A 23,638-nucleotide genomic window follows, 5' to 3' on the forward strand; every position below is an offset into this window, starting at 1 on the left:
AGGGGGCCGGTGGTCGGTGTCGCCTGGATCAGCTGGTCCGGCCCTTGGCGTCGAAGCGCTTCATGCGGTCGAGGACCGCGTCGGCGGTCGGCTCGTACAGTTCGTCGACGATCTGGCCGTCGGCGAGGAAGACCACGCGGTCCGCGTAGCCCGCGGCCACCGGGTCGTGGGTGACCATCACGACGGTCTGGCCCAGCTCGCGCACGGAGTTGCGCAGGAAGCCCAGCACCTCGGCGCCCGAGCGCGAGTCGAGGTTTCCGGTCGGCTCGTCGGCGAACATGATCTCGGGCTTGCCGGCCAGGGCGCGGGCCACGGCCACGCGCTGCTGCTGGCCACCGGAGAGCTGGTTCGGCCGGTGCTTGAGACGACCGGAGAGGCCGACCGTCTCCACGACCGTGTCGAGCCACTGCTTGTCGGGCTTGCGACCCGCGATGTCCATGGGGAGCGTGATGTTCTCGATGGCGTTCAGCGTGGGCAGCAGGTTGAACGCCTGGAAGATGAAGCCGATCTTGTCGCGGCGCAACTGGGTGAGCTTCTTGTCCTTCAGGGTCGTCAGCTCGACGTTGCCGATCTGGGCCGAGCCGCCGGAGACCGAGTCCAGGCCGGCCATGCAGTGCATGAGCGTGGACTTGCCGGAGCCGGAGGGGCCCATGATCGCGGTGTACTCGGCCTGCCGGAACTCGACGCTGACACCACCGAGGGCCACTACCTGGGTCTCGCCCTGTCCGTAGACCTTGCGAAGATCCGTTGCGCGTGCGGCCACCGCGGTGCTGCGGGTGGCGGTGGAGGTGGTGGTCACGGTCGAACTCCTGTCGGTGTGGTGCCTGGGGACCTCACTATCCTCGCCGGCCTTTCGCCCCGAGCCATCAGCCCCTGCGCCCGTTCCCGGGGAGACTCACGAGGTACGCCGGAGGAGGCGACTCATCCTTGGGTAGGAGGAGAACCCCGAGAGACCGCCGCGCGCCGCAGGCAGCGGCCCCCACCACCCCGAGCCGATCCGCGCGGCCCGACCGGCCCCCGGCCCTCCGGCTCCTGGCCGCGCGTTGCCTGCCGCCGCCCCGACGCCGACCCGGCCCCGGGGCTCACGGGCCCGCACCCGGGGCCGTCCGCCTCGCCCGGCATCGCCGCCTCGCGTCGGCTCGTGCTGTGTGCGGCCGATGGCGGGTTGGTGGGTCGGGGGAGCGGAGGGGCCGGCGACGCCGCGACGACCACGAAGGTCGCGGCGGCGCGAGAGGGGCGAGACCGTGCGGAGGGAGCGGCAGCCACCGGCGAGGGTCGGGGAAGGGCCGCGCTGCGTACGATGCGGTGGCTCGTAGCGGGGGCTTTCGCTCCGTTTCGGTTTCTGCTAGTGCGGGCGCTTTGGGATGTGTCGACAGGCCCTGGCGGGGGCGGGGTTGCGGCCCTTGGTGGGGCGCGGCGCGTACGGGAGGTGTACGGCCTACGGGTGGAGGACCGGAAGCGCGTTCGTCACTTTTCTCAACGCTGCGTCGAGTTTCCGTCATTTCGGTCCGATGGGCGTGACGTACCGCACCAACAGTGCTGATGGGCCAGCGGCATGTGCCAGCGGCGAGTTCGTCCTGCTGATGCTCCCTCAGTTGCCAATAAAATAAGACAACGGCGATCGACCGTTCAGCCGTTCGTGGCGCCTTCCCCGGCTAGGCTCGTCCTGCTCTCCTTTGAGGGGACGGCCGTACGCCGTATGTGCGGCAGCGAGAGCGCCCCTGCCCGGATGGTGGAATGCAGACACGGCGAGCTTAAACCTCGCTGGCCTACGGGCCGTGCCGGTTCAAGTCCGGCTCCGGGCACCACTCCGCTCGTCCGGTCTGACCTGGAGAAACGGCCCGTAGCCCGGGCCCGCCCGAACGCCCGCGGCGTTGCGTGGCGCCGCCGCCCGTACGCCTCACCCGTCACCACCCGCCGCCGGTCCGGGCGGACTTCCCGCCGGGGCGCACTCCCACCGCGCGCGATGGGGCGCCCGACCCGCCTCAGCGGCTCCCTCGGTGCGGCGCGCGCCCTGTGTCGCGCCTCACCCGCGGCCAGTTGGGTGTACCCGGCACATGGCCGCGTCCCGCGAGAGGGGCGCGGCGCTACAGGTCCGTCCTTCTGGGGATTTGCCGGATTTCCCGAACTTTCCCAAGAATGAACCGTCTTGGCCTGCCTCCTGGGCCTCCGTCGCGTCGCCGGCACCGCGCCCGCGGCGGCGACCGGTTCGCTTCGGGTTCCGAACGCGGCGCCGCCGCCGGCCTCGTGCGCGGGCCCGTACGGGAACCCGTACGTCACCCCGTGGGCGAACCCGAACGCGGTCCCGTGCGCGGCCGGGTGCGCCGCTTCGTCGCCGGAGCCGGAGCCGGAGCCGGAGCCGTCGCCGTCCGGACGGCGCCCGCGCTGGCGGCCACCACCAGTGCGATGGCCGCGACGTCGGGCAGCGCCAGGCCCTGATGGAGAACCAGGTACCCGGCGAGGGCGGCGACCGCGGGCGACAGGCTCATCAGTACGGAGAACGCGGCGGGCGCCAGGCGGCGCAGCGACAGCAGCTCCAGGGTGTAGGGGAGCACCGACGACAGCAGGGCCACCACGCCCCCGAGAGCCAGCGCCGCCGGGTCGAGCAGGGCGCCGCCCGCGCCGGCCACCCCGAGCGGCAGGCTCAACAGCGCGCCGCAGGCCATCGCCCACGCCAGCCCGTCCACGCGCGGGAACCGGCTGCCGGCCCGGGCCGACAGCAGGATGTACGCGGCCCACAGTACCCCCGCGCCCAGCGCGCAGCCCGCCCCGGCCGCGTTCAACTCGCCGAACCCGCCACGGCCGAGCAGCGCCACGCCGGCCAGCGCGAGCCCGGCCCACAGCCAGCGGCCCGGGCCGCGCGCCGTGACCACCGAGAGCGCCAGCGGGCCCAGCACCTCCAAGGTCACGGCGGTGCCCAGCGGAATGCGGTCGATGGCCTGGTAGATCAGCGTGTTCATACCGGCCAGCGCCACCCCGAAGCCCACGACCACGGCCCAGTCGGCGCGCCCGTAGCCGCGTACGGCCGGGCGGCAGACGAGCAGCAACACCAGCGCGGAGACGGCCAGCCGCAGCGAGACCACGCCGAGGGCGCCGACCCGGGGGAAGAGCGAGGCGGCCACCGCCGCGCCGAACTGTTGGGAGCAGATGCCGCCGGCCACCAGGCCGACCCCGACCAATCCCGCCGCGCCCGCCGCGCGCTTGCCACGCCCGGCCCCGGCCGGGCCAGTCGGGGCAGCCGAGGCAGGGCCAGCCGGGCCAGCCGGGCCAGTCGGGCGAGTCGGGCCGGGCGGAGTAGCCGGGCCGGCCGGGCTTTCGGGGCCACCCGCAACCGCGTCGGCGGTGGGGGCGAGGGCGCGCACATCGGTCATACCGGCCACGCTAGGCAGCGGGCGCTGAGCGGGGAAATGCCGGTTGAGCGGTGGTTATGCTTGCCAGTCATGACCATGGAGCTGCGTCATCTGCGCCACTTCCTCGCCATCGCCGACGAGGCCAACCTGACCCGCGCCGCGGCCCGGCTCCACCTCACCCAGCCCGCTCTGTCCCGCTCCCTGCGCCAGCTCGAAGCGCACCTCGGGGTGCGGCTCGCCGACCGCTCCACGCACCACCTGCGCCTCACCGACGCCGGCCGCGCCTTTCGGGCCAGGGCCGCCACCGCGCTGGCCGCCGTGGACGCGGCCCTGGACCCGAGCCGCCTGGGCGCCTGGCCACTGCGGCTCGGGCACGCCTGGTCGGCGCTCGGCACCTTCACCACGCCGCTGCTCCGCCGCTGGCGCCAGACCCACCCCGACACGCCGCTGGAACTGCTGCGCATCGACGACCGCAGCGCCGGCCTCACCGCGGGCAAGGCCGACGCCGCGCTGCTGCGCGGGCCGCTGACCGAACCCGGGCTGCGCAGCGCGTACCTGCTCAGCGAGGACCGGGTCGCGGCGCTGCCCGACGACAGCCCGCTGGCCGGGCGCGCCGAGCTGACGCTGGCCGACCTCGCCGACCAGAGCGTCACCCTCAACACGGTCTCCGGCACGACGAGCAGCGAGCTGTGGCCGCCCGGGCGCGGGCCGTCCGCGACCGTACGGGTCGGCAACACCGACGACTGGCTGGCCGCCATCGCGGCCGGCCGCGCGGTCGGCGTGAGCACCTCGGCCACCGCCGCCCTCCACCCCCACCCCGGCGTCACCTACCGGCCGTTGACCGACGCCCCGCCCGTGCCGGTCTTCCTGGCCTGGACCGACCCGCCGAGCCACCCGGCCGTGGCCGACCTCGCGGCCCTCGCCCAGGAGGTGACGGGCCAACAGCCGCCCGCCGGATGACGCACGGGCCCGCCGGGAGCCCCGCACCGGCCGTACGGGCGGTGCCGGCTTGCCGTACGTGCCGCGCGCGGGCTCAGGCCCGGGCGGCCGGGCCGGGCGCGGGGGATGCCACGGGGTGCCGGCGCCGCGCCTGCGCCAGCAGCGTCAGCGCGTGCTGGGACGTCGAGTCGGCGGCGGCGGTGACCACCACCAGGGACTGCCCGGGCGACCGTGGCAGCGGCAGGTTCTGCTGGGTGACCGTGAGCGAGCCGACGACCGGGTGGCGCAGCTCGTACACGTCGCCCTCACACGGGTGCACGCGATGGTCGGCCCAGAGCGCGGCGAACTCCGGGCTGCCGATCGACAACTCCCCGATCAGCGCGGCCAGGCGGGCGTCACCGGGGTAGCGGCCGGCGACGTGCCGCAGGTTGCTCACCATGGCGCGGGCCTTGCGCCGCCGGTCGACGTACAGGTCGCGGCCGTGCGGGTCGAGGAAGAGGAGCCGGGCCAGGTTCGGCCGGCCGTCCTGGCGTTCGGGGCTCGCCGGGTCGAGGTGGCCGGCCAGCAGGGCGTGCCCCGGGCCGTTCCACGCGAGCACGTCCGCGCGCCGGCCCACCACGAGCGCGGGCACCTCGCCCACCGCGCCCAGCAACTCCCGCGTCGCGAGCAGCACCCGTTCGGGGCCCGCGCCCGCCCCCGGCCGCCGCGCCGGTCCGCTCAGGTGGTCGAGGTGGGCGCGCCCGTGCGCGTCGAGCCCGAGCACCCGGGCGATGGCGTCCAGCACCTCGGGGGACGCGTTGTGCGCCTGCCCCTGTTCGAGCCGGGTGTAGTACGAGACGCCGACCCCGGCCAGCAACGCCAGCTCCTCCCGTCGCAGCCCGGGCACCCGGCGCCGCCCCGCGTCGGGCAGCCCGACGTCCTCGGGCCGCACCCGGGCCCGTCGCGCGCGCAGAAACTCACCGAGCCGCCTGTCGTCCATCCCCCAAGCCTCGCGCCCCCCGCCGCCACGAGCCAGCCCCTGCCAGGGGTGGGCACGGGCGGGGCTGGTCCGCCGCGCGCGCCCACCAGAGCCTGAGCGGGTCCGACCCACCCCGCCCCACACCTGCCGGAGACAGCCATGAACGACGCGGCCATGAACGACGCAGACATGAACGACACGGCCATGAACGGAGCGACCGTGAACGAGAAGGCCGCGAACGAAGCGACCGTGAACGAAGCAGCCGAAGGAGCGACAGTCGTGCCCGAGGCGGCCGTGCACGAGATCGTCCTCGGTGACGTCACGATCACCCGGGTCACCGAGTACTACGGATCCGTCCGCATGAGCCCGCGGGAGTTCTTCCCGGACAGCCCCGAGACCGCCTGGGAGGCCCACCGACCCTGGCTGGTCCCCGACTTCCTGGCCGCCGACACGGGCATCTGCCAGTCCGCGGTGCAGACCTGGGTGGTGCGCAGCGAGGGCAGGACCATCCTGGTGGACACGGGTGTCGGCAACCACAAGGAGCGGCCCTACGCGCCGGTCTGGAGCCATTTGCGCACCGGGTACCTGGACAACCTGGCGCGTGCCGGCGTACGCCCCGACGACGTGGACCTGGTGATCAACACCCACCTGCACGTCGACCACGTCGGCTGGAACACCTTCCTGGACGGCGGCGTGTGGACGCCCACCTTCCCGCGCGCGACGTATCTGATGCCGCGCCGGGACTTCGAGTTTTGGGACCCCGCGCGCGGCCACACCCCCCGGCTCGGGCGGGGCAACCAGAACGTGTTCGAGGACAGCGTGGCGCCCGTGCACGAGGCGGGGCAGACCCTGCTGTGGGACGACGGCCACACCATCGACGCGAACCTGCGCCTCGAACTCGCCCCCGGCCACACCCCCGGCTCCGCGGTGCTGAAGCTCGACTCGGGCGGGGATCGCGCGGTGTTCGTCGGCGACCTGCTGCACACGCCGCTCCAGTTCGTCGAGCCCGACGTCAACAGTTGCTTCTGCGAGGACCCGGCGCTGGCCCGCGCATCCCGGCACCGACTCCTGGGCTGGGCCGCCGACCACCGCGCCCTGGTCCTGCCGGCCCACCTCGGCGGGCACGGCGGCGCGGAGGTCAGCCGGCGCGGCGCCGGCTTCGCGATCAGGAAGTGGGCCCCCTTCTCCCGCCTCTGACCCCGCCGAGCACCCCCGAGCACGCACGCCCCGAGCACGCACCCCCCGGGCCGCCGACCGGCCGAGCAGGCCGACCCCGCGCACCCGGCCCGGCCCGGCACGCCAGATGGAGCCAGCAGCCATGACCCACCACGCCCCACCCACCCCGCCCCCGACCGTCGAGACCGCCTCCGGCACGCTGCGCGGGCGCGCCGCCGACGGCGTCCAGCGCTTCCTCGGCGTCCCCTACGCCGCCCCGCCACGAGGCGCCGCCCGCTTCGCACCGCCCGCGCCGGTCACGCCGTGGCCGGGCGTACGGGATGCCGGCGCGCACGGCCCGACGGCACCGCAGCCGCGCCGGGACGCCTTCGGCGACCTCGACATGACGCCCTACTTCGGCCCCGGCTGGGTGCCGGGGCCCGACTACCTCACCCTCAACGTCTGGGCCCCCGCGCCCCCGACACCCAGCCCCGGCCCCGGCCGCGCGCTGCCGGTGCTGGTCTTCGTGCACGGCGGCGGCTTCGTGGCCGGCTCGGGCCGCGCGCCGCTGTACGACGGGGCGGGCTTCGCCCGTGGCGGCGTCGTGCTCGTCACCGTCAACTACCGGCTGGGCGTCGCCGGCTTCCTCGACCTGCCCGGGGCCCCGCCCAACCGCGGGCTGCTCGACGTGGCGGCGGCGCTGCGCTGGGTGCGACGGCACGCGGCGGCCCTCGGAGGCGACCCGGACAACATCACCCTGTTCGGCCAGTCCGCCGGCGCGAGCCTGGTGGCCGCCCTGCTGGCCGACGAGGAGGCGGCCGGCCTGTTCCGGCGGGCGATCGTGCAGAGCGGCAACGGGCTCGGCGCGCACACCCCCGAGCAGGCGGCCCGCGTCACCCGGGCGGCGGCCGACGCGCTCGGCGTCGCGCCCACCGCCGCGGCCTTCGCCGAGCTGCCCGACGAACGCCTGGTCGCGGCCCTTGACGCGCTCGCCGGCCTCGACCTGCGCACCGCGACCGCGGGCGACCCACTCCTCGGCCTCAGCCCCCTCAGCCTGACCCTCGACCGCCAACCGGCCGAGACCCTCGCGGCCACGGCGGCCGGCGCCGACGTCACCCTGATGGTCGGCACCACCGCCGACGAGGGCAACCTCTACCTCGTCCCGCAGGGCCGCCTGACCAGCACCACGCCCGCGGAGCTGACCGCCACCGCCGCCCTGGCCCACCCCGCCGGTCGGGACGCCGACGCGGCTCGCGACATCGCGGCGGCCCGCGCCCGCAGGCCGGGCGCCAGCGACGGCGAGCTGCGGGCGGCCGTCCTCGGCGAGGCACTCTTCGGCCGTGGCAGCAGGCGGCTGGCCCAGGCGCACGCGGCGCACGGGCGCGCCGCGACGTACGCGTACGAGTTCGGCTGGCGCTCCCCGGCGCTGGGGGGCGCGCTGGGCGCGGCGCACACCGTGGAGCTGCCGTTCGTCTTCGCGCGCACCGCCCTGCCGGCGCTGCGCGGCCCCAGCGCCCTGCTCGGCCCCGGCGAGCCGGCGCACGACCTGGCCGCCCGGACGCACCGCGCCTGGGTCTCCTTCGCCCGCGACGGCGACCCCGGCTGGGCCCCGTACGACGGGCGGCACCAGCACGTCGAGGCCGTCGGCGGGGGCGCGGACGCTCCGTGGTGAGGGCGTCGCCGAGTGTTCGCCGCATGGCCGGGTGGAGGGCGGGTAGCGGCTGAAGAGGGGCGAAAAGATCCTCCCCTGGCACTAGGGTGATTGTTTTGCTTACCCATTACCCTTGACTCAAGGTCGCGCAGGGCGGCCATGGAGGAGTGAGATGAGGAGCAGCAACCCGGTCTTCTCGCGACGGGGCTTCAGCCGCGACAACGCCTACGCGGGCTTCAACACGCCGCCGCAGGCCGGGGGCCCCACAGCGACTCAGGGCAACCCGTACGCCACTGGTGCTCAGCCCACCAATCCGTATGCCCCGGGCGCGCAGGACCTGACCCCCGAGCAGATGCAGCAGCTCTACGGCGGACAGGCGGCGCCGCCGCGGGCCGATCGCATGACGATGGACGACGTCGTCATGCGGACCGCCATGACGCTCGGCACCGTCATCGTCGGTGCCATCGTCGCGTGGGCCGCACTGCCGGTGTCCAGCAAGAGCTACGGCATCGCGATCGGCTCCGCGCTCATCGCGATGGTGCTCGGCCTGGTCCAGGCGTTCAAGAGCAAGCCCGTCCCGGCCCTGATCATTGGGTACGCGGCGTTCGAGGGCGTCTTCCTCGGCGTGATCAGTGAGATGTTCAACGCTCGCTGGTCCGGCATCCCGATGCAGGCGGTGCTCGGCACCATGGCGGTCTTCGCCGGTGTGCTGATCGCGTACCGCACCCGTCTGATCCGCGTCAACGCCCGCTTCCAGCGCTTCGTGATGGCGGCGGCGATCGGCTTCGTGCTGCTGATGGCGGTCAACCTGCTGTTCGCGGCCTTCGGCGGCGGCGACGGCCTCGGCTTCCGCAGCGGCGGCCTCGGCATCGTCTTCGGCATCGTGGGCGTGGTCCTCGGCGCGGCCTTCCTCGCCATGGACTTCAAGCAGGTCGAGGACGGCGTGGCGTACGGCGCGCCGCGTGAGGAGTCGTGGCTGGCCGCGTTCGGCCTCACGCTGACGCTGGTGTGGATCTACCTGGAGCTGCTGCGGCTGATCGCCATCTTCCGCGACTAGTCGCCCGGGCGCGGCCGGCTCCGGCCGCGCCCCGCACCAGGAGGGACGGTACGGCCGCCCGAGTCAGCGGCCCGCGGCCCCCCTTGGACCCGCACCACCCGTGACACACGACAGAGCCCCGGAGGCACGCCTCCGGGGCTCTGTCGTTGCTCGGCGCGCGGCCGGCGCTGTCTACCGCAGCTTGCGTGCCGCACGCCGCAGGTCGTGCTCATGGATGATCGCCTTGGCGTGTCCGTAGGCGAGCTGATGCTCGCCGCGCAGCCAGTTGACCTTCTCCTCGAATCGGAAGAGGGCGGGGCCATCGTCTACCGTGCGCAGCCAGTCGGCCACGGCGCGGCCGGTGCAGTGGGGGATTCGGGAGAGTAGGTTCCGGTGGGTCTCTTCGGAGAAGACTTGGGACATCGGCGCCTCCGGCGTTGTCCTGATCGCTGCGCCACAGGGTGGCCCAGCAGTCCTTCACCTCACCGTGCCTGAGCGTTTGGGCGTTGGCAACAGTCCGCGGGTGGCGCATAGAGTCGCGGCGTGGATGATGTGACCGCCTTCCTGGCCGACGTGGACCGCCTCGCCGACCGACTGCGGGCCCTGCCCCAGTCCCGACTCGGCCAGGGCCCGGCCGCCGAAGGGCTGGCGCTGGCCCGCGAGTTGGCGCTGCGCGCACAGCGCCTTGAGGCGCCCGGAAGCGCGCCTCGTACGGTGCCGGACGCGGGTATGTTCGTGGTGGCCGACCAGGTGGCCGTGGTCGGACACGATCTCGCTCACGCCCTCGGCTGGGAGCCGGCCGACGTCGGGCGGCAGCGGACGTTCCCCGCCCCGGCCCGGCAGGCGGCGCGGGAGGCGACGGCCCTGGTGCGGGCGGTCCGGGAGCGCTGCGGGCTCTAGCGGCGCGTCGCGGCGGGCGGGGCGCGGCGGTTGGCGGCCGGACGGGCCCGCGGTGCGCACGGGGCGGGCGCCGGGGCGCCCGCAACGCGGTGCCCGGGCGCGCGGGTCAGAGCGAGGCGATGACGCGGTCGGCCAGCACGTAGACGCTGGTGTCGCCGTAGCCGAAGGTCAGCGTGTACGCGCCGGCGACGCCGGAGCCGCCGAGCAGCACGGGGGCGTCGCCCTCCCGCAGGGCCCGCGCGAGTTGGTCGGCCGTCTCGCGGTGACCGGGGGTCATGCAGACCGTGGTGCCGTCGGCGAAGACGTAGACGTCGAGGGTGCCCAGCGGGCCGGGGCGCACGTCGACCAGCGGGGTGCGGGAGTCCGCCAGTTCGCCGAGGAGCGCGACCGTGCGCTCGTGGCCGACGACGGCCGACTGCTGCGCGCCGTCGCCCGCGCCGTGCGACGGGTGCGAGGGGTGGCGGCGGCGGGCGGCGGCCAACTCGGCCGCCTCCGGGCCCTCCGGCTCGCCGGCCAGGTCGAGCGCGGGGTCGAGCACCGCGTCCAGCGCGGGATCGAACGCCGCCTCCAACGCGGCGTCGAGCAACTCGGCCTCAAGAGCCGACGGGGGACCGGCGAGGTCGGGCTGTCGGGGCACGTACGGCGTCGGGTCCATGGACGGCTCGTCGCCGAACCCGGCCAACCCGCCGAGCAGCGCGGAGCCCTCGTTCCCCGAGGCCGCGTCGCGGGCCTCCTGGGCGGCCCAGAACGCGCGGGCCTCGGCCAGTTCGCGCTCGCGTTCCTCGGCGAGCGCGTCGGCGACGGCCGCGCGTATCTCCTCGGCCGGGCTCTGCCGGGCGGCGGGCACGTGGGCACCGACGGCCGTGGCGGTCGCGACGTCGGCGCGCAGGGCGGCGATCTGGCGGCGCAGCCCGCGAGTGGTGTGCAGGGCCGCGACGCCGACGGCCGTGGCGATGCCCGCGGCCAGCAGTACGGCTAGGGACGTAGCGCTCACTGACATACTCCCGATTGCTGTGGGTCCCCCGAATTCCTACCTCAGCTTGGCGGGTGGCGTCGCCCCGTGTCAGTGCACAACGTCATGGATTGGGTGGGTATAAAGACCCAGACAGTCTGTACCGGACACCCCTGACCTGCGCGATCGGTACCGCTCGGCGTGATAGGTCACATCCTGGGGGAGATTCGGTCACGGCCCGGTGGGTGGACGCCGCCCCGGCACCGCCCCGCGCCGGATGGCGCGGGGCGCGGGAGTCGCGCATGTCACACGGGGGGCGCGCGACGGGGCGTGCGAGCCGCGCGTGGCCGGGAGGGCGCCGGGCCGGGGCCCGTGGTGGTCGGGCCCCTCGCGATCCGGGCTCAGCTCAGCCGCTCGATGACCATGGCCATGCCCTGGCCGCCGCCGACGCACATGGTCTCCAGGCCGAACTGCTTGTCGTGCCACTGGAGCGAGTTGATCAGGGTGCCGGTGATCCGGGCCCCGGTCATGCCGAAGGGGTGGCCGACGGCGATGGCGCCACCGTTCACGTTGAGCCGGTCCAGGTCGATGCCGAGGTCCCGGTAGGACGGGATGACCTGGGCCGCGAACGCCTCGTTGATCTCGACCAGGTCGATGTCGCCGATCGTCAGGCCCGCGCGCGCCAGGGCCTGCCGGGACGCCTCGACCGGGCCGTACCCCATGATCTCGGGGGACAGAGCGGAGACGCCGGTGGAGACGATGCGGGCGAGCGGGGTCAGGCCCAGCTCGCGCGCCTTGGTGTCGGACATGATCACCAGCGCCGCGGCGCCGTCGTTGAGCGGACAGCAGTTGCCGGCGGTGACCAGCCCGTCGGGGCGGAAGACGGGCTTGAGGCCCTGCACGCCCTCCAGCGTCACGCCCGCGCGCGGGCCGTCGTCCTCGCTGACGACCGTGCCGTCGGGCGTGGTGACCGGGGTGATCTCGCGCTCCCAGAAGCCCGCCGCGATGGCCTGCTCGGCCAGGTTCTGCGAGCGCACGCCGAAGGCGTCCATGTCCTCGCGCGTTACGCCCTTGGCGCGGGCCAGGTTCTCGGCGGTCTGACCCATCGCGATGTACGCGTCGGGCACCAGGCCCTCCTCGCGCGGGTCGTGCCAGTCCTCGCCGCCGTGCTCGGCCCGGTGCGCGGTGCGCGCCTCGGCCTCGGCGAACAGCGGGTTGTGGGTGCCGGGCATGCCGTCGGACGAGCCGTTGACGCTGCGCGAGACGGTCTCGACACCGGCCGAGACGAACACGTCGCCCTCGCCGGCCTTGATGGCGTGCAGGGCCATCCGCGAGGTCTGCAACGAGGACGCGCAGTAACGGGTGATGGTGCAGCCCGGCAGGTGGTCCATGCCCAACTGGACGGAGACGATCCGCCCCAGGTTGTGGCCCTGCTCCCCGCCGGGCAGGCCGCAGCCGAGCATCAGGTCGTCGATGTCACGCGGGTCGAGCTCGGGCACCTTGGCGAGCGCGGCCCCGACGATCTGGGCGGTCAGGTCGTCGGGCCGCACCTCCTTGAGCGACCCCTTGAAGGCGCGACCGATGGGGGAACGAGCGGCTGAGACGATCACTGCTTCGGTCATCACGGCTCCAGAGGGCGAAGGCGGGCACTGCGTCGGAAGCTACCCGCCCGTAGCCGCGAGGTCACGGGCCGCGCGCTGTGATGCGGGCCTCTTTTCTAAGCGCTTGCTCACCCAGCGGTACGGGCGGTTTCGAGCCACCCCCCACCTCGTCCCGTACCCGTCCTCGCCGCGCGCAGTCCGGCCGCCCGGGCAGCACCCGAGACCGCGTGCGCCCCGCCCACCCCGCCCGTCCTGTACGTCCCGTACGTGGCTGCCGTACGGGACACCGGGCGGGGGACCCGCACGGCAGGACGTACGGGGCGCCCACGGGCCGGCGGACGGTCAGCCGCTGAGGGTCGCGGACGCCGGGTCGGCCGGCAGGTGGCGGCGCCGGCGGCGGAAGAGCTGGGCCCAGGGGCCGCGGGCCGCCGCGACCTCCGTGCCGCCCTCGGCCGCCGCCTTGGCCGCTGCCTGCGCCACCGGCCAGAACCCCTCGCGCCGAGCCGGGTCCGGCCGCTCCTCCTCCGGCCACAGCCCGAGCGCCGCGCACAGGGTCGGCAGGATGGCCATCGCGGCCGTCATGTACCCCTCGGCCGACGGGTGGTAGTTGTCGGGCCCGAACAACTCCGTCGGGTGGGCGGCGAACTCGGGGCCGAGCAGGTCGCCCAGGGAGACCGTGCGCCCGCCGTGCTCGACGACGGCGATGGTCTGCGCGGCGGCCAACTGCCGGCTCAGCCGCCTGGCCACCCAACGCAGCGGCTGGTAGACGGGCTCGATGGTGCCCAGGTCGGGGCAGGTGCCCACGACCACCTCGCACCCGGCGGCGCGCAGCGCGCGCACCGCGTCGGCGAGCAGCCGCACCGACTTCGCGGGCGGCATCCGGTGCGTGACGTCGTTGGCACCGATCATGATCACGGCGATGTCGGGGCACCGGACGGGCACCGGCCCGCCACCCTCGCCGCCGAGCGGCCCGACCACGGCACCGTCCACCCCCGCACCCACCGACGTGCCACCCGCACCCGCACCCGCCGCCGTACCGCCCGCCGCCGCACCCACCGCCCCGGGGCCCGTCAGGGCCGGGCCCGCCTCGGCCGCCTCGACCGCCGCCCCCACCGCCAGGGCACCGGGCCCGTCGTCATCGGCCGGCGGGCCGAGCAGCAGCGCCACCTGTCGGGCCAGGTCGTCGGACTGCGCGCCGGGCCGCGCCGCCACGCGCAACTCCACCGGGCGCTCGGCCACGGCGGCCAGCCCCGAGGCCAGCAGCGCGCCCGGCGTCTGGTGCGCGTGGCGTACGCCCTGGCCGGCGGCGGTCGAGTCGCCGAGGAAGGCCAGACGCAGCGGCGGGGCGGCACTCTCGCGGTCGAAGACCGTGCCGTACCGCCCGTCGGCCCGCGGCGGCTCGTCATCGGAGCCGCCCACCACGCGTCTGGCCAGCCGCACCTCGGTGAGCAGCAGCCCGACGGCCGCCCCGCCCAGCAGCCCGATCCCGCCGCCCCCGTACGCCGCCGCGGTCGCGATCCGCCGCGCTACCCGCGCTCTCGACATCGACATGGGCCCGCTCACCTCCGTGCTCTCTCGCGTGCGTAGGTCTCCCGGGCCGGTCCGGCGGATGCGCACCGCCGGTCGGGCCTACTGCTGTGTTGCCCGGTCAGCGCCGGATCGCAACGCGCCCATCGGGCGGTCCCGCCGCACGTCGCGGCGCGGGCGGGGCGCGGTACGGGCGCGGTACGGGGACGGCACGGGGACGGTACGGCGACAGGCCGGGGGCTCAACTGGCGGGAATCCGCCCCCGCCGTTCCGGCCGGAAGCCGTCGGTCCGGGTGGGGCGTGGGCCAGGTGGGGGATGTCATCGTCGCCCGATCGCCGAGATGCGGTTGCGCTGAGTTATCCACAGGGCAGTGGTCGCCGGGCCGTGGCGCAATAGGCTTATGGGGTGGGCCCGCGCCGGCGGCAGCCCCTTGACCCGCGGAGACCCCGCTGAACCTGGAGTAGGGCGTGCAGTTTCACGAATCGATGATCGACCTGGTGGGCAACACCCCGCTGGTGAAGCTCAACAGCGTGGCCGAGGGTATTCAGGCCACCGTCCTGGCGAAGGTGGAGTACTTCAACCCGGGCGGGTCGGTCAAGGACCGGATCGCCGTGCGGATGATCGAGGCCGCCGAGGAGTCGGGGGCGCTCCAGCCCGGTGGCACGATCGTCGAGCCGACCTCGGGGAACACCGGCGTGGGCCTGGCGATGGTCGCCCAGCGCAAGGGGTACAAGTGCGTCTTCGTCTGCCCGGACAAGGTCTCCACGGACAAGATCAACGTGCTGCGGGCGTACGGGGCCGAGGTCGTGGTCTGCCCGACCGCCGTCGACCCCGAGCACCCGGACTCGTACTACAACGTCTCCGACCGCCTGGTCCGCGAGATCCCCGGCGCCTGGAAGCCCGACCAGTACAGCAACCCGGACAACCCGCGCTCGCACTACGAGTCCACCGGGCCCGAGCTGTGGCAGCAGACCGATGAGCGGATCACGCACTTCGTCGCGGGCGTCGGCACCGGCGGCACGATCAGCGGCACCGGCCGGTACCTCAAGGACGTCAGCGACGGCCGGGTCAAGGTGATCGGCGCCGACCCGGAGGGCTCGGTGTACTCCGGCGGCTCGGGCCGCCCCTATCTGATCGAGGGCGTCGGCGAGGACTTCTGGCCGAGCGCGTACGACCGGACCGTCGCGGACGAGATCGTGCCGGTCTCCGACAAGGACGCCTTCCAGATGACCCGCCGCCTCGCCAAGGAGGAGGGCCTGCTCGTCGGCGGCTCCTGCGGGATGGCGGTCGTGGCCGCCCTGCGCGTCGCCGAGCGCCTCGGCCCCGACGACGTGGTGGTCGTGCTGCTGCCGGACAGCGGGCGGGGGTACCTCTCGAAGATCTTCAATGATGAATGGATGGCGGACTACGGCTTCCTGGAGGAGGCCGGGCCCGCCGTGCGCGTCGGTGACGTGCTGCGCGGCAAGGAAGGCGGGCTGCCGTCGCTGGTGCACATGCACCCGGAGGAGACCGTCGGCGAGGCGATCGAGGTGCTGCGCGAGTACGGCGTCTCGCAGATGCCCATCGTCAAGCCCGGCGCGGGCCACCCGGACGTGATGGCCGCCGAGGTCATCGGCTCGGTCGTCGAGCGCGAGCTGCTGGACGCGCTGTTCGCGCAGCGGGCGGCGCTCACCGATCCGTTGGAGAAGCACATGAGCCCGCCGCTGCCGCACGTGGGCTCCGGCGAGCCGGTCTCGGACCTGATGGCCGTGCTCGGGGCGGCGGACGCCGCCGTCGTGCTGGTCGAGGGCAAGCCGACCGGGGTCGTCAGCCGGCAGGACCTGCTGGCCTACCTGGCCAAGGGGGCGGCCAAGTAGCCGAGGCACAGGCGCCGCCCGCGTCAGGAGGGCGTTACGGAAAGCCGCGTGGGCGCCCCTTCGCGTAAGCGGTACGTATGCGTCACGCGCCAGCAGCACGCATTTAACACGCGTCCGGCACATTGGTGGACGTCGGCAGGACGACACCGACACCCGATGTGCGGCGACACGGACCTCCGGAGCGGCTCCCGGACCTCCATGGTCGCCCGGACGCGGCGAGACCGGCCCAAGGCCCGTCCCGCGTCCCCCGCGGGGACCGTCGTCGTCCCGCCCCCGGCGAGTGCGTCGGGGTGCGGCGGTCCCCGCGTACGCCCGCGGTGGCCCGCGACCCTCCCGGTCGCGGGCCATGCGCGCGTATCGGCACTTCCAGGCTCGGGCCAGCCCCGGGTCCGGCGGCTACCGCCGCGCCGCCGCCCGTCCGCTCACGCCGCCTGCCCGCTCACGCAGCCCGCCCGTTCACGCCGCGCGACAGGGCGGAGCGGCCGGCGTAGCGTGCCGCGTCGCCCAACTCCTCCTCGATGCGGATGAGTTGGTTGTACTTCGCCGTGCGGTCGGAGCGGGAGAGCGAGCCGGTCTTGATCTGACCGCAGCCGGTGGCCACCGCGAGGTCCGCGATGGTGGTGTCCTCCGTCTCGCCCGAGCGGTGCGACATGACGGCCGTCCAGCCGGCCCGGTGGGCCACCTCCACGGTGGCCAGCGCCTCGGTCAGGGTGCCGATCTGGTTGACCTTGACCAGGACCGAGTTGCCGACACCGGTGCGGATGCCCTCGCGCAGCAGCGTCTCGTTGGTGCAGAACACGTCGTCGCCGGTGAGCTGGCAGCGGTCGCCGACGCGGGCGGTCAGCTCGCGCCAGCCGTCCAGGTCGTTCTCCGCCATCGGGTCCTCGATGGAGACGATCGGGTACGCGTCGACGAGCCCGGCCAGGTAGTCGGCGTTCTCGGCGGGGGTGCGGCGCAGCCCCTCGCCGGCGTAGTCGTACACCCCGTCGCGGAAGAACTCCGACGACGCCGGGTCCATGACCAGGCCGATGTCCGCGCCCGGGCGGTAGCCGGCGCGTTCGACGGCGGTCATGACGAAGTCGAGCGCCTCCTCGGCGGTGCGCAGCGCGGGGGCGAAGCCGCCCTCGTCGCCGACGGCCGTGGAGTGCCCGGCGGCCAGCAGGTCGCGGCGCAGGGTGTGGAAGACCTCGCTGCCCATCCGGACGGCCTCGACGAAGGTCTCCGCGCCCACCGGCGCGATCATGAACTCCTGGAAGTCCAGCGGGTTGTCGGCGTGGGCGCCGCCGTTGACGATGTTCATCATCGGCAGCGGCAGCAGGTGGGCGTCGGCGCCGCCGAGGTGGCGGTAGAGGGGCTGGCGGCGGGAGGCGGCGGCGGCCTTGGCGGTGGCGAGGGAGACGCCGAGGATCGCGTTGGCGCCGAGCCGGGACTTGGTGGCGGTGCCGTCGAGGGTGATCAGCAGGGCGTCGAGCCCGGCCTGGTCCGTCGCGTTCCGGCCGCGCACGGCCGCCGCGATCTCCCCGTTCACGTGGGCCACCGCGCGCTCGACGCCCTTGCCGTGCCAGCGCGACGGGTCCGCGTCGCGCAGTTCCACGGCCTCCCGGGCGCCGGTGGAGGCGCCGGAGGGGACGGCCGCGCGCCCCAGCGACCCGTCGGCCAGGACGACGTCGACCTCGACCGTGGGGTTGCCCCGGCTGTCGATGATCTGGCGGGCGGTGACGGTCTCGATGGGGGCGTCGGCGGCGTGGGCCACCGGTGCGGAGGTGGGAGCTGCCTGTGCGGACATGGGAGCCCTTCCCGTTGTCGGGTGCCGGGGCCGTGGTGCGACGACGCTGGCGCTGGCCCCGGCCCGGTGGACTCTACAGCAATGCTGAGCAGTTTGGCTGTGCAGTATCGCTGCGCAGTCTTGCTGTACGGTTCGCCTCCGCGGCCGTGCTGGCCAGCGGGGTAAAGTGCCCTATGCCCACCTCGGAAGCCGCCGCCATCGCCGCTGAACTGCGCACCGCGATGGGCAAGCTCACCCGACGCGTGACCCACGAGGACCGCATCCCGCTCGGCCAGGTCGCCGTGCTCGGCGCGCTCGACCGCAACGGCGCCATGACCACCAGCGACCTCGCCGCCGACCAGCGCGTACGCCCCCAGTCGATGGCCCGGGCGGTGGGGCTGCTGATGGAACAGGGCCTGATCACGCGCCGGGCGCACCCCACGGACGGCCGCAAGTCGCTGGTGGAGCTGTCCGACGCGGGCCGGGCCGCGCTCGAAGCCGAGCGTGGCCGCCGGGTCGGCTGGCTCGCGCGGGCCATCGAGGCCGAACTCACGGACGAGGAGCGGGAGTTGCTGGCGCGCAGCGCCACCCTGTTGGAGCGGCTCGCCACGCGTTAGCGGCCCGACGGGGGGTGCGGCGACCCGTGCTCGGCGGGGCGGCGACCTGTGCTCGGCGGGGCGGCGGCCCGTGCTCGGCGGGGCGGCTATCGCCGTACGCCCCGGGCGCGGGCCCGGGCGCGGGCCCGCGCGCTCGCCACCCGCCCCGTGCCGCGCCGCAAGGTCCTAGGGGCGCACCGGAGCGGGGAGGCGGTGCGCCCGGTGGTGGTCGCGGGCGTCGCCGCGTTGCGGGAGGTCGTGGCGGAGCTGGGAGGACGCCGGGGCCGTCAGTCCCAGTCGCTGGTGGACTTCTTGCGCTCCCGGTGCAGGAACGCGAAGCCGCCGAAGGAGTGCACCGCGTTCACTCCGACGATCCCGCCCCAGGCGACGAGCAGTCCCGACAGCCCCTCGTTCACCACGGCGATCGCCGACAGCGGGATGGCCAGCACCAGCGAGACCGCGACGAAGCCGAACCGCTCGCCGAGGCCGATCCCGGTGGCGTTGGCGGTGCCCGCCCCCGTCGGTGAGCGCACTCCGCGCGCGGCGGACATCTGCTGTTCGGCCAGTTGCCGGCGTACGTGCCGGTCGGCGGTGTCGTTGAAGCGCTGCTCGACCTTCTCCATGAAGGAATCGACCAGTTCCGACTCGTACTCAGGACCGAGCTCCTTGCGGGTCTGCAAGATCGCGTCGAGTTCCTTCTTTACCTCTGGGTCGCGGGCGTCCATGGTGCCTACGCTACGGGCAACCGCCAGCGGTGTAAGTAGGGTCAGCCCCCCTATCGGGCCGGGGGTTCAGCCCCCGGCCCGGCCCGTGACCAGGCAAACCCCGCCCCGACCCCGTCCCAGTCCCGTCCCGGTCCCCGCGCCGACCCCCGTTCGCCGGGCCGCGCCGGGCCCGCCGGGCGCCCGCCGTTCACCGGGGCGAAGCCCGCCGGCCTCCCGCCGCTCGGACGGGTCCGGCCAGCGAGCGGCCCGCGCACGGGGCGGGCGGGCGTGTGGGTAACGTCGCCCCCGGCGGCGTACGCCACACGCGGCGTACGACACACGCGGGGCGCGATGTGGCCCGAAGGAGAGGAAACGCTGGTGAGCAAGGCTCTGTTGGCGGCCCTGACAAGCGCAGGCGAGGACCGGCCGGACGCACTGACCGTCGCCGGGCGCCCCTGTTCCCGGGAGGAACTCCTGGGGGCCGCGGGCGCGGTGGCGGCCCGGATCGCGGGCGCGCCGGTGGTGGCCGTGCGGGCGGAGGCCACCCTGGAGACCGTGGTGGCCGTGGTGGGCGGGCTGCTGGCCGGCGTTCCGGTGGTCCCGCTGCCGCCCGACTCCGGGCCCGCCGAACGCGACCACATCCTGCGCGACTCGGGCGCGACCCTGCTGCTCACCGGGGTCGGCGGGGCGGGCGGCGACGCCGGGCCGGGCGACGGCGCGGGCGGTCAGGGTGGGGGCCGGGGCGGCCCGGGCGTCACGGTGGTGCCCGTCGACGCGTCCGAGCGCGCCGACTGGGCGAAGCCGGAGCCGGACGAGGCCGCCACCGCGCTCATCCTCTACACCTCGGGCACCACCGGAGCGCCCAAGGGCGCCCTCATCTCGCGGGGCGCCGTCGCCGCCGGCCTGGACGGGCTGGCCGACGCCTGGGCCTGGACCCCGGACGACACGCTCGCCCACGGCCTGCCGCTGTTCCACGTGCACGGCCTGGTCCTCGGCGTCCTCGGCGCGCTGCGCGTGGGCAGCCGCCTGGTGCACACCGGCCGGCCCAGGCCGGAGGCGTACGCGGCGGCGGGCGGCACGCTCTACTTCGGCGTGCCCACCGTGTGGCACCGGGTCGCCGGCGACCCGACCGCGGCCCGGGCGCTGCGCGGCGCCCGGCTGCTGGTCTCCGGCAGCGCGCCGCTGCCCACGCCGGTCTTCCGCGGGCTGGCGGAGCTGACCGGGCACCAGGTGGTGGAGCGGTACGGCATGACCGAGACGCTGATCACCGTGGCGACCCGCGCGGACGGCGAGCGGCGCCCCGGCCACGTCGGCGTCCCGCTGCCCGGCGTGCGGACCCGGATCGTCGCCGAACCGGGCGCGGAGATCGGCGAGTTGGAGGTGACCGGGCCGACCCTGTTCGACGGCTACCTGAACCGGCCGGAGGCCACGGCCGCCTCGTACGCCGCCGACGGCTGGTTCCGTACGGGCGACATCGCCGCCATCGGGCCGGACGGCACGCACCGCATCGTCGGCCGGGCCTCGACGGACATGATCAAGTCCGGGGGGTACCGGATCGGCGCCGGCGAGGTGGAGAACGCGCTGCTCGACCACCCGGCCGTGCGCGAGGCGGCGGTCGTCGGCGCGCCGCACGACGACCTCGGGCAGGAGATCGTGGCGTACGTGGTGGCCGACGGGGTGGGCGAGGCGGAGTTGATCGACTTCGTCGCCGGTCACCTGTCGGCCCACAAACGACCGCGCAAGGTGCGCTTCCTGGAGGCGCTGCCGCGCAACGCCATGGGCAAGCCGCAGAAGCGCCTGCTGCCCCCGGCCTGAGCCGCCGGCCCGGGTCGCTGGCCTGAGTCGCCGGCCCGGGTCGCTGGCCTGAGCCGCTGGCCCGGGGACGCCGCCCGCTGCGCGCGGCGGGGCGCCCCTGGGCCGGGCGCGGGTTCGACGGCGAGTGGCGGGTCGTCCCGCGTGGCGCGCCGCGCGCCAGCTCGTTACTCCGGGGTGCGGTCGTCGGTGAGGTGCCAGGCGGCGAGGGCGAGTCGGGCGCGCATCAGCCCGGCGGGCTCGGTGAGGTCGAGGTCCAGGGCCCTGCCGAGCAGTTCGAGGCGGCGGGCGACGCTGCTGTGGTGCAGGTGGAGCAGGTCGGCGGCGCGCCGCAGGGAGCCGGCGGCGCAGTAGGTGTCCAGCGTCTCCAGGTCCCGTGGGTTGGCGGCGACGCGCGCGATGGCGACCACGTCCGCGTTGGCGCGCAGGGCGTCCGGCGGCACCTGCGCGAGCAGCGCGAGCGCCCCCAACTCCCGGTACCGCACGACCGGTTGGCGGTCCGTGGCGAAGCGCAGCGCGGTGCGGGCCTGCTGCCAGGACAGCTCGGGCCGCTCGGCCGCGCCGATGCCCGCGCGCACGTCGGCCGGTAGCCGGGCCGGGTCCGCGTGGCTGGCCAGGATGACACCCACGCCGGTCAGCGGCGCGGCCTTCACCCGGTGGGCCGGGCAGAGCAGGCCGGCGACCCGGTCCAGCGGGAGCCGGGCGCGTACGGCCAGCACGTGGACCGGCTGGTCGGCGGCGAAGCCCAGCAGCCGCAGTGCCCGGGCGCGGGCCGCCTCGTCGCTGTCGGCGCTGATCACCAGCTCGACCAGGGCGGGGTCGGCCATGGTGGTGCGGGCCGGGCCGTACCGCTCGACCACCGCCGCCGCGGCGATGGCCAACCGGTCCAGGACCACGTCGTCCAGCGGGTTCGGCGGCCCGGGGCGCTCCAGCCACACCGTGCCGATCTCCTCCTCGTCCAGGACGATCGGCGCCTGGCTGGACGCGGGCGCCGGCGGGCCGGGCGCCGGCTGACCGTCGGGCGCGAGCCGGATCGCCCGGCCCGTACTGTGCAGCCACACCCCCGCCACGCACTCGGCCAGGCCGGCCGACGCGCGGGCGAGCGCCGGCAGGTCCACGCGGCGGCGCATCAGCGTGTCGTAGAACATGACGACCCGGATCGCGCCCTCGACGTGCGTGTCCAGTTGCGACAGCCGTACGGCCAGTGCCTCCATGACCGCAGGATAGGCGCCGATCGGCGCGCGATCCGCGTCAGTTGTCCGACGGTTGGCGGATGACCTGGGTGGGTGGCTGTCGCGAGGATGGCCGTCATGGACCCAGAACTCGAAGCGTTCCTGCCGCTGCTTCCCCAGGCCAGGCTGACCGACCCGATCGCCGAGCGCGCCAACTTCGCCGCGCTGGCCGGCTCCGTGCCCGGGCCCGACGTCAGCGGCATGGACGTCGAGGACCGCACCGTGCCCGCTGACCCGGACGTGCCCGTGCGGATCTACCGCCCGCACGGGGCGCGCGGCGCCATCGTGTGGCTGCACGGCGGCGGTTGGGTGATGGGCGACGTGGACACCGAGCACCCGTGGGCCGCCCGGCTCGCGTCGGCCTCCGGCGCCACGGTGGTCTCGGTGGGCTACCGACTGGCCCCCGAGGACCCGTTCCCGGCCGCCCTCGACGACGGGTACGCCGTGCTGACCTGGGCCAGCGAGCACGCGGCCGAACTCGGCGCCGACGCGGACCGGATCGCGGTCGGCGGGCACAGCGCGGGCGGCGGGCTCGCGGCCGGAATCGCGCTGCGCGCCCGCGACCAGCAGGGCCCGCCGATCCGCTTCCAACTGCTCAACCAGGCCGGGCTCGACGACCGCCAGGACACCTGGTCGAGCCGGAACTTCACGGACACGCCCTGGATGAACCGGGCCACGGTCGCCGCCGCCTGGCAGCACTACCTGGGCGGCCGGCCCGCCACCCCGTACGCCGCCCCCGCCCGCGCCACCGACCTGACGGGACTGCCGCCGGCCTACGTCGCCTCCGCGGAACTCTGCCCGAACCGCGACGAGGACATCGCCTACGCGCTGCGCCTGCTCCAGTCCGGCGTGTCGGTCGAACTCCACCAGTGGGCCGGCACCTTCCACGGCTCGCAGGCCATCCTGTCCGCCGAGATCTCCCAACGACAGTTCGCCGAACTCGGCGGCGCCCTGCGGCGCGCCCTGGACACGTGAGCCCGGCCCTGACCGTGCGGGCCCGGCTTTGACCGTGCGGGCCGAGTCCCGGCCGTACGAGCCGAGCCCCGGGCCGGCGGCGCGCGGCGCCGGCCCCGCCGGGGGGCTGACACCCGCCCCGTACGACCGACCCCACCACCGCCACCCCCCGAACGACCCCGATCCCAGACAAGGAACCCTCGCCATGACCGCGACCCCGATCGACGACCCCACCACCCCTGTCCGTCCCGTCGACCTCTTCGCCTCCTTCCTCCACCTGCACCAGGACGGCCGCGCCCGGGCCGCGGAGCCGGTGTTCCAACGGGAGGGCGACGGCTGGCAGTTGATGACCTTCCACGTGGAGACCGACGCCGACGTCCACGGCGACCACTGGGAGGTGCACCCCGAGGCGGAGGAGGTCGTGGCCTGCCTCGCCGGCGGGATACGCCTGTACTTCCGCCCGGAGCGGCCCAACGAGGCGGAGGAGGAGGTCGCGGTGGCGGCCGGCTCCGCGGTCATCGTGCCGCGCGGTCGCTGGCACCGCATCGCCCTGGACGGCCCGAGCGACATCATGTCCCTCACCGTGCCGCGGGGCAGTCGGCTGGAGAAGCGGGGCTGATGTGTGGGGGGCGCGGACGGGTTCCCGGGG

20 protein-coding genes and 1 tRNA gene are annotated in these 23,638 nt (G+C 75.0%); 11 read left to right on the forward strand and 10 right to left on the reverse strand.

Annotation, left to right across the window (positions count from 1 at the left end; translation table 11 throughout):
• Window positions 1-28: 28 nt before the first annotated feature.
• Complete coding sequence (locus tag AC3CHW_RS21775) at window positions 29-799, reverse strand: ABC transporter ATP-binding protein (protein ID WP_488467581.1); 771 nt, start codon at window positions 797-799, stop codon at window positions 29-31.
• Between the two features lie 924 nt (window positions 800-1,723).
• Between AC3CHW_RS21775 and AC3CHW_RS21780 the strand changes: the two genes are divergently transcribed.
• Window positions 1,724-1,808, forward strand: a tRNA-Leu gene (locus tag AC3CHW_RS21780).
• 468 nt (window positions 1,809-2,276) lie between these two features.
• On the opposite strand, the gene AC3CHW_RS21785 is transcribed toward AC3CHW_RS21780, so the two are convergent.
• Complete coding sequence (locus AC3CHW_RS21785) at window positions 2,277-3,371, reverse strand: EamA family transporter (RefSeq protein WP_488467582.1); 1,095 nt, start codon at window positions 3,369-3,371, stop codon at window positions 2,277-2,279.
• Between the two features lie 69 nt (window positions 3,372-3,440).
• Between AC3CHW_RS21785 and AC3CHW_RS21790 the strand changes: the two genes are divergently transcribed.
• Window positions 3,441-4,310 (forward strand): LysR family transcriptional regulator, encoded by an 870-nt coding sequence (locus tag AC3CHW_RS21790; RefSeq protein WP_488467583.1) that lies wholly within the window; start codon window positions 3,441-3,443, stop codon window positions 4,308-4,310.
• Between the two features lie 73 nt (window positions 4,311-4,383).
• Here the strand turns inward: AC3CHW_RS21790 and AC3CHW_RS21795 are convergent, their stop codons facing one another.
• Entirely contained in the window at window positions 4,384-5,268 is an 885-nt protein-coding gene (locus tag AC3CHW_RS21795; RefSeq protein WP_488467584.1) for a helix-turn-helix domain-containing protein, read from the reverse strand.
• Window positions 5,269-5,541: 273 nt separating this feature from the next.
• Here AC3CHW_RS21795 and AC3CHW_RS21800 point away from each other — a divergent pair, with 273 nt between their 5' ends.
• The 3 genes from AC3CHW_RS21800 to AC3CHW_RS21810 all read left to right on the forward strand — a co-directional run bounded on the left by AC3CHW_RS21800 (window position 5,542) and on the right by AC3CHW_RS21810 (window position 9,110).
• Window positions 5,542-6,444 (forward strand): MBL fold metallo-hydrolase, encoded by a 903-nt coding sequence (locus AC3CHW_RS21800; protein WP_488471130.1) that lies wholly within the window; start codon window positions 5,542-5,544, stop codon window positions 6,442-6,444.
• Window positions 6,445-6,565: 121 nt separating this feature from the next.
• Window positions 6,566-8,074 carry a carboxylesterase/lipase family protein gene (locus tag AC3CHW_RS21805; protein ID WP_488467585.1) on the forward strand — a complete coding sequence of 503 codons (1,509 nt, stop codon included), beginning with the start codon at window positions 6,566-6,568 and terminating at the stop codon, window positions 8,072-8,074.
• A gap of 151 nt (window positions 8,075-8,225) precedes the next feature.
• On the forward strand, window positions 8,226-9,110 hold the full coding sequence (locus tag AC3CHW_RS21810; RefSeq protein ID WP_176162011.1) for a Bax inhibitor-1/YccA family protein: 885 nt from the start codon (window positions 8,226-8,228) through the stop codon (window positions 9,108-9,110).
• Between the two features lie 171 nt (window positions 9,111-9,281).
• Here AC3CHW_RS21810 and AC3CHW_RS21815 read toward each other — a convergent pair whose 3' ends face one another.
• On the reverse strand, window positions 9,282-9,512 hold the full coding sequence (locus tag AC3CHW_RS21815; RefSeq protein ID WP_176162010.1) for a DUF4287 domain-containing protein: 231 nt from the start codon (window positions 9,510-9,512) through the stop codon (window positions 9,282-9,284).
• Between the two features lie 120 nt (window positions 9,513-9,632).
• Here AC3CHW_RS21815 and AC3CHW_RS21820 point away from each other — a divergent pair, with 120 nt between their 5' ends.
• Window positions 9,633-9,989 carry a hypothetical protein gene (locus AC3CHW_RS21820; RefSeq protein WP_398611439.1) on the forward strand — a complete coding sequence of 119 codons (357 nt, stop codon included), beginning with the start codon at window positions 9,633-9,635 and terminating at the stop codon, window positions 9,987-9,989.
• 106 nt (window positions 9,990-10,095) lie between these two features.
• Here AC3CHW_RS21820 and AC3CHW_RS21825 read toward each other — a convergent pair whose 3' ends face one another.
• From AC3CHW_RS21825 to AC3CHW_RS21835, 3 genes are all read right to left on the reverse strand, one after another.
• Entirely contained in the window at window positions 10,096-10,983 is an 888-nt protein-coding gene (locus AC3CHW_RS21825; RefSeq protein WP_488467586.1) for a hypothetical protein, read from the reverse strand.
• Between the two features lie 359 nt (window positions 10,984-11,342).
• Window positions 11,343-12,563, reverse strand: a complete 1,221-nt coding sequence (locus tag AC3CHW_RS21830) for an acetyl-CoA C-acetyltransferase (RefSeq protein ID WP_488467587.1) — start codon at window positions 12,561-12,563, stop codon at window positions 11,343-11,345.
• A gap of 321 nt (window positions 12,564-12,884) precedes the next feature.
• The gene (locus AC3CHW_RS21835) at window positions 12,885-14,093 is read right to left on the reverse strand and encodes an SGNH/GDSL hydrolase family protein (RefSeq protein WP_488467588.1); all 1,209 of its coding nucleotides are present in this window, start codon (window positions 14,091-14,093) and stop codon (window positions 12,885-12,887) included.
• A gap of 444 nt (window positions 14,094-14,537) precedes the next feature.
• Here AC3CHW_RS21835 and AC3CHW_RS21840 point away from each other — a divergent pair, with 444 nt between their 5' ends.
• A complete protein-coding gene (locus AC3CHW_RS21840) occupies window positions 14,538-15,926 on the forward strand; it encodes a cystathionine beta-synthase (protein ID WP_459249370.1) in 1,389 nt (462 codons plus the stop codon).
• 439 nt (window positions 15,927-16,365) lie between these two features.
• Here AC3CHW_RS21840 and eno read toward each other — a convergent pair whose 3' ends face one another.
• Window positions 16,366-17,712, reverse strand: coding sequence for a phosphopyruvate hydratase (gene eno, locus AC3CHW_RS21845; RefSeq protein WP_488467589.1), 1,347 nt, complete (start codon window positions 17,710-17,712; stop codon window positions 16,366-16,368).
• 173 nt (window positions 17,713-17,885) lie between these two features.
• Here eno and AC3CHW_RS21850 point away from each other — a divergent pair, with 173 nt between their 5' ends.
• Window positions 17,886-18,308 carry a MarR family winged helix-turn-helix transcriptional regulator gene (locus tag AC3CHW_RS21850; RefSeq protein ID WP_488467590.1) on the forward strand — a complete coding sequence of 141 codons (423 nt, stop codon included), beginning with the start codon at window positions 17,886-17,888 and terminating at the stop codon, window positions 18,306-18,308.
• Window positions 18,309-18,574: 266 nt separating this feature from the next.
• On the opposite strand, the gene AC3CHW_RS21855 is transcribed toward AC3CHW_RS21850, so the two are convergent.
• The gene (locus AC3CHW_RS21855; RefSeq protein WP_176162002.1) at window positions 18,575-19,012 is read right to left on the reverse strand and encodes a hypothetical protein; all 438 of its coding nucleotides are present in this window, start codon (window positions 19,010-19,012) and stop codon (window positions 18,575-18,577) included.
• 357 nt (window positions 19,013-19,369) lie between these two features.
• On the opposite strand from AC3CHW_RS21855, the gene AC3CHW_RS21860 reads away from it, so the two are divergent.
• Window positions 19,370-20,806 (forward strand): acyl-CoA synthetase, encoded by a 1,437-nt coding sequence (locus AC3CHW_RS21860; protein ID WP_488467591.1) that lies wholly within the window; start codon window positions 19,370-19,372, stop codon window positions 20,804-20,806.
• A gap of 164 nt (window positions 20,807-20,970) precedes the next feature.
• On the opposite strand, the gene AC3CHW_RS21865 is transcribed toward AC3CHW_RS21860, so the two are convergent.
• On the reverse strand, window positions 20,971-22,017 hold the full coding sequence (locus tag AC3CHW_RS21865; protein WP_488467592.1) for a helix-turn-helix domain-containing protein: 1,047 nt from the start codon (window positions 22,015-22,017) through the stop codon (window positions 20,971-20,973).
• A gap of 96 nt (window positions 22,018-22,113) precedes the next feature.
• Here AC3CHW_RS21865 and AC3CHW_RS21870 point away from each other — a divergent pair, with 96 nt between their 5' ends.
• Both AC3CHW_RS21870 and AC3CHW_RS21875 read left to right on the forward strand, forming a co-directional pair.
• The gene (locus AC3CHW_RS21870) at window positions 22,114-23,010 is read left to right on the forward strand and encodes an alpha/beta hydrolase (protein WP_398611448.1); all 897 of its coding nucleotides are present in this window, start codon (window positions 22,114-22,116) and stop codon (window positions 23,008-23,010) included.
• A 184-nt stretch (window positions 23,011-23,194) separates the two neighbouring features.
• Window positions 23,195-23,608 (forward strand): cupin domain-containing protein, encoded by a 414-nt coding sequence (locus AC3CHW_RS21875; RefSeq protein WP_488467593.1) that lies wholly within the window; start codon window positions 23,195-23,197, stop codon window positions 23,606-23,608.
• Window positions 23,609-23,638: the final 30 nt, after the last annotated feature.

Source organism: Streptomyces sp. MGP-BFMKR1, assembly GCF_057766585.1.

Coding starts and splice junctions, on each gene's coding strand:
- AC3CHW_RS21795 (WP_488467584.1), bottom strand. CDS start 5,268: ATGGACGACAGGCGGCTCGGTGAGTTTCTGCGCGCGCGACGGGCCCGG.
- eno (WP_488467589.1), bottom strand. CDS start 17,712: ATGTCCGCACAGGCAGCTCCCACCTCCGCACCGGTGGCCCACGCCGCC.
- AC3CHW_RS21810 (WP_176162011.1), top strand. CDS start 8,226: ATGAGGAGCAGCAACCCGGTCTTCTCGCGACGGGGCTTCAGCCGCGAC.
- AC3CHW_RS21790 (WP_488467583.1), top strand. CDS start 3,441: ATGACCATGGAGCTGCGTCATCTGCGCCACTTCCTCGCCATCGCCGAC.
- AC3CHW_RS21870 (WP_398611448.1), top strand. CDS start 22,114: ATGGACCCAGAACTCGAAGCGTTCCTGCCGCTGCTTCCCCAGGCCAGG.
- AC3CHW_RS21835 (WP_488467588.1), bottom strand. CDS start 14,093: ATGTCGATGTCGAGAGCGCGGGTAGCGCGGCGGATCGCGACCGCGGCG.
- AC3CHW_RS21875 (WP_488467593.1), top strand. CDS start 23,195: ATGACCGCGACCCCGATCGACGACCCCACCACCCCTGTCCGTCCCGTC.
- AC3CHW_RS21855 (WP_176162002.1), bottom strand. CDS start 19,012: ATGGACGCCCGCGACCCAGAGGTAAAGAAGGAACTCGACGCGATCTTG.
- AC3CHW_RS21850 (WP_488467590.1), top strand. CDS start 17,886: ATGCCCACCTCGGAAGCCGCCGCCATCGCCGCTGAACTGCGCACCGCG.
- AC3CHW_RS21830 (WP_488467587.1), bottom strand. CDS start 12,563: ATGACCGAAGCAGTGATCGTCTCAGCCGCTCGTTCCCCCATCGGTCGC.
- AC3CHW_RS21805 (WP_488467585.1), top strand. CDS start 6,566: ATGACCCACCACGCCCCACCCACCCCGCCCCCGACCGTCGAGACCGCC.
- AC3CHW_RS21815 (WP_176162010.1), bottom strand. CDS start 9,512: ATGTCCCAAGTCTTCTCCGAAGAGACCCACCGGAACCTACTCTCCCGA.
- AC3CHW_RS21865 (WP_488467592.1), bottom strand. CDS start 22,017: ATGGAGGCACTGGCCGTACGGCTGTCGCAACTGGACACGCACGTCGAG.
- AC3CHW_RS21785 (WP_488467582.1), bottom strand. CDS start 3,371: ATGACCGATGTGCGCGCCCTCGCCCCCACCGCCGACGCGGTTGCGGGT.